The sequence below is a fragment of the Pseudomonas sp. CCNWLW23 genome, from assembly GCF_037095675.1.
Taxonomy (GTDB): domain Bacteria; phylum Pseudomonadota; class Gammaproteobacteria; order Pseudomonadales; family Pseudomonadaceae; genus Aquipseudomonas; species Aquipseudomonas atacamensis.
Map to the genome: position 1 here is coordinate 1 of NZ_JBAWKM010000049.1, position 2,986 is coordinate 2,986.

Sequence of the window (2,986 nt, forward strand, 5' to 3'; positions counted from 1 at the left end):
GTATGTTCTTTGAAAACTAGATAACAGTGTAGCTCATATTTTTTAATTTTTAGTTTGGTTAAGTTAGAAAGGGCGCACGGTGGATGCCTTGACACTAGGAGTCGATGAAGGACGGGACTAACGCCGATATGCTTCGGGGAGCTGTAAGTAAGCTTTGATCCGAAGATTTCCGAATGGGGAAACCCACCATACGTAATGGTATGGTATCCTTATCTGAATACATAGGGTAAGGAAGACAGACCCAGGGAACTGAAACATCTAAGTACCTGGAGGAAGAGAAAGCAAATGCGATTTCCTGAGTAGCGGCGAGCGAAACGGAACATAGCCCAAACCAAGAGGCTTGCCTCTTGGGGTTGTAGGACATTCTATACGGAGTTACAAAGGAACGAGGTAGACGAAGCGACCTGGAAAGGTCCGTCGTAGAGGGTAACAACCCCGTAGTCGAAACTTCGTTCTCTCTTGAATGTATCCTGAGTACGGCGGAACACGTGAAATTCCGTCGGAATCTGGGAGGACCATCTCCCAAGGCTAAATACTCCCTAGTGATCGATAGTGAACCAGTACCGTGAGGGAAAGGTGAAAAGCACCCCGGAAGGGGAGTGAAAGAGATCCTGAAACCGTGTGCCTACAAATAGTCAGAGCCCGTTAATGGGTGATGGCGTGCCTTTTGTAGAATGAACCGGCGAGTTACGATCCCGTGCGAGGTTAAGCTGAAGAGGCGGAGCCGCAGCGAAAGCGAGTCTGAATAGGGCGTTTAGTACGTGGTCGTAGACCCGAAACCAGGTGATCTACCCATGTCCAGGGTGAAGTTCAGGTAACACTGAATGGAGGCCCGAACCCACGCACGTTGAAAAGTGCGGGGATGAGGTGTGGGTAGCGGAGAAATTCCAATCGAACCTGGAGATAGCTGGTTCTCCCCGAAATAGCTTTAGGGCTAGCCTTAAGTGTAAGAGTCTTGGAGGTAGAGCACTGATTGGACTAGGGGTCCTCATCGGATTACCGAATTCAGTCAAACTCCGAATGCCAATGACTTATCCTTAGGAGTCAGACTGCGAGTGATAAGATCCGTAGTCAAAAGGGAAACAGCCCAGACCGCCAGCTAAGGTCCCAAAGTGTGTATTAAGTGGAAAAGGATGTGGAGTTGCTTAGACAACTAGGATGTTGGCTTAGAAGCAGCCACCATTTAAAGAGTGCGTAATAGCTCACTAGTCGAGTGACTCTGCGCCGAAAATGTACCGGGGCTAAATACACCACCGAAGCTGCGGATTGATACCAATGGTATCAGTGGTAGGGGAGCGTTCTAAGGACAGTGAAGTCAGACCGTAAGGACTGGTGGAGTGCTTAGAAGTGAGAATGCCGGTATGAGTAGCGAAAGACGGGTGAGAATCCCGTCCACCGAATGCCTAAGGTTTCCTGAGGAAGGCTCGTCCGCTCAGGGTTAGTCAGGACCTAAGCCGAGGCCGACAGGCGTAGGCGATGGACAACAGGTTGATATTCCTGTACCACCTCTTTATCGTTTGAGCAATGGAGGGACGCAGAAGGATAGAAGAAGCGTGCGATTGGTTGTGCACGTCCAAGCAGTTAGGCTGATAAGTAGGCAAATCCGCTTATCGTGAAGGCTGAGCTGTGATGGGGAAGCTCCTTATGGAGCGAAGTCTTTGATTCCCCGCTGCCAAGAAAAGCTTCTAGCGAGATAAAAGGTGCCTGTACCGCAAACCGACACAGGTAGGCGAGGAGAGAATCCTAAGGTGTGCGAGAGAACTCTGGTTAAGGAACTCGGCAAAATGACCCCGTAACTTCGGGAGAAGGGGTGCTTTCTTAACGGAAAGCCGCAGTGAATAGGCCCAAGCGACTGTTTAGCAAAAACACAGCTCTCTGCGAAGCCGTAAGGCGAAGTATAGGGGGTGACACCTGCCCGGTGCTGGAAGGTTAAGGAGAGGGGTTAGCGTAAGCGAAGCTCTGAACTGAAGCCCCAGTAAACGGCGGCCGTAACTATAACGGTCCTAAGGTAGCGAAATTCCTTGTCGGGTAAGTTCCGACCCGCACGAAAGGTGTAACGATTTGGGCACTGTCTCAACCAGAGACTCGGTGAAATTATAGTACCTGTGAAGATGCAGGTTACCCGCGACAGGACGGAAAGACCCCGTGGAGCTTTACTGTAGCCTGATATTGAATTTTGGTACAGTTTGTACAGGATAGGCGGGAGCCTTTGAAGCCGGAGCGCTAGCTTCGGTGGAGGCGCTGGTGGGATACCGCCCTGACTGTATTGAAATTCTAACCTACGGGTCTTATCGACCCGGGAGACAGTGTCAGGTGGGCAGTTTGACTGGGGCGGTCGCCTCCTAAAGTGTAACGGAGGCGCCCAAAGGTTCCCTCAGAATGGTTGGAAATCATTCGTAGAGTGCAAAGGCATAAGGGAGCTTGACTGCGAGACCTACAAGTCGAGCAGGGACGAAAGTCGGGCTTAGTGATCCGGTGGTTCCGCATGGAAGGGCCATCGCTCAACGGATAAAAGCTACCCCGGGGATAACAGGCTTATCTCCCCCAAGAGTCCACATCGACGGGGAGGTTTGGCACCTCGATGTCGGCTCATCGCATCCTGGGGCTGTAGTCGGTCCCAAGGGTTGGGCTGTTCGCCCATTAAAGCGGTACGCGAGCTGGGTTCAGAACGTCGTGAGACAGTTCGGTCCCTATCCGTCGTGGGCGTAGGAAATTTGAGAGGAGCTGTCCTTAGTACGAGAGGACCGGGATGGACGCACCGCTGGTGTACCAGTTGTTCTGCCAAGGGCATAGCTGGGTAGCTATGTGCGGAAGGGATAAGTGCTGAAAGCATCTAAGCATGAAGCCCCCCTCAAGATGAGATTTCCCATAGCGTAAGCTAGTAAGATCCCTGAAAGATGATCAGGTTGATAGGTTCGAGGTGGAAGCATGGTGACATGTGGAGCTGACGAATACTAATAGATCGAGGACTTAACCATATAATATG

At 51.2% G+C, this 2,986-nt stretch carries 1 rRNA gene; it reads left to right on the forward strand.

What is annotated here, in order from left to right:
* Positions 1-56: 56 nt before the first annotated feature.
* Positions 57-2,978: ribosomal RNA gene (locus V8J63_RS27605) — 23S ribosomal RNA — on the forward strand.
* The last annotated feature ends 8 nt before the right edge of the window (positions 2,979-2,986 follow it).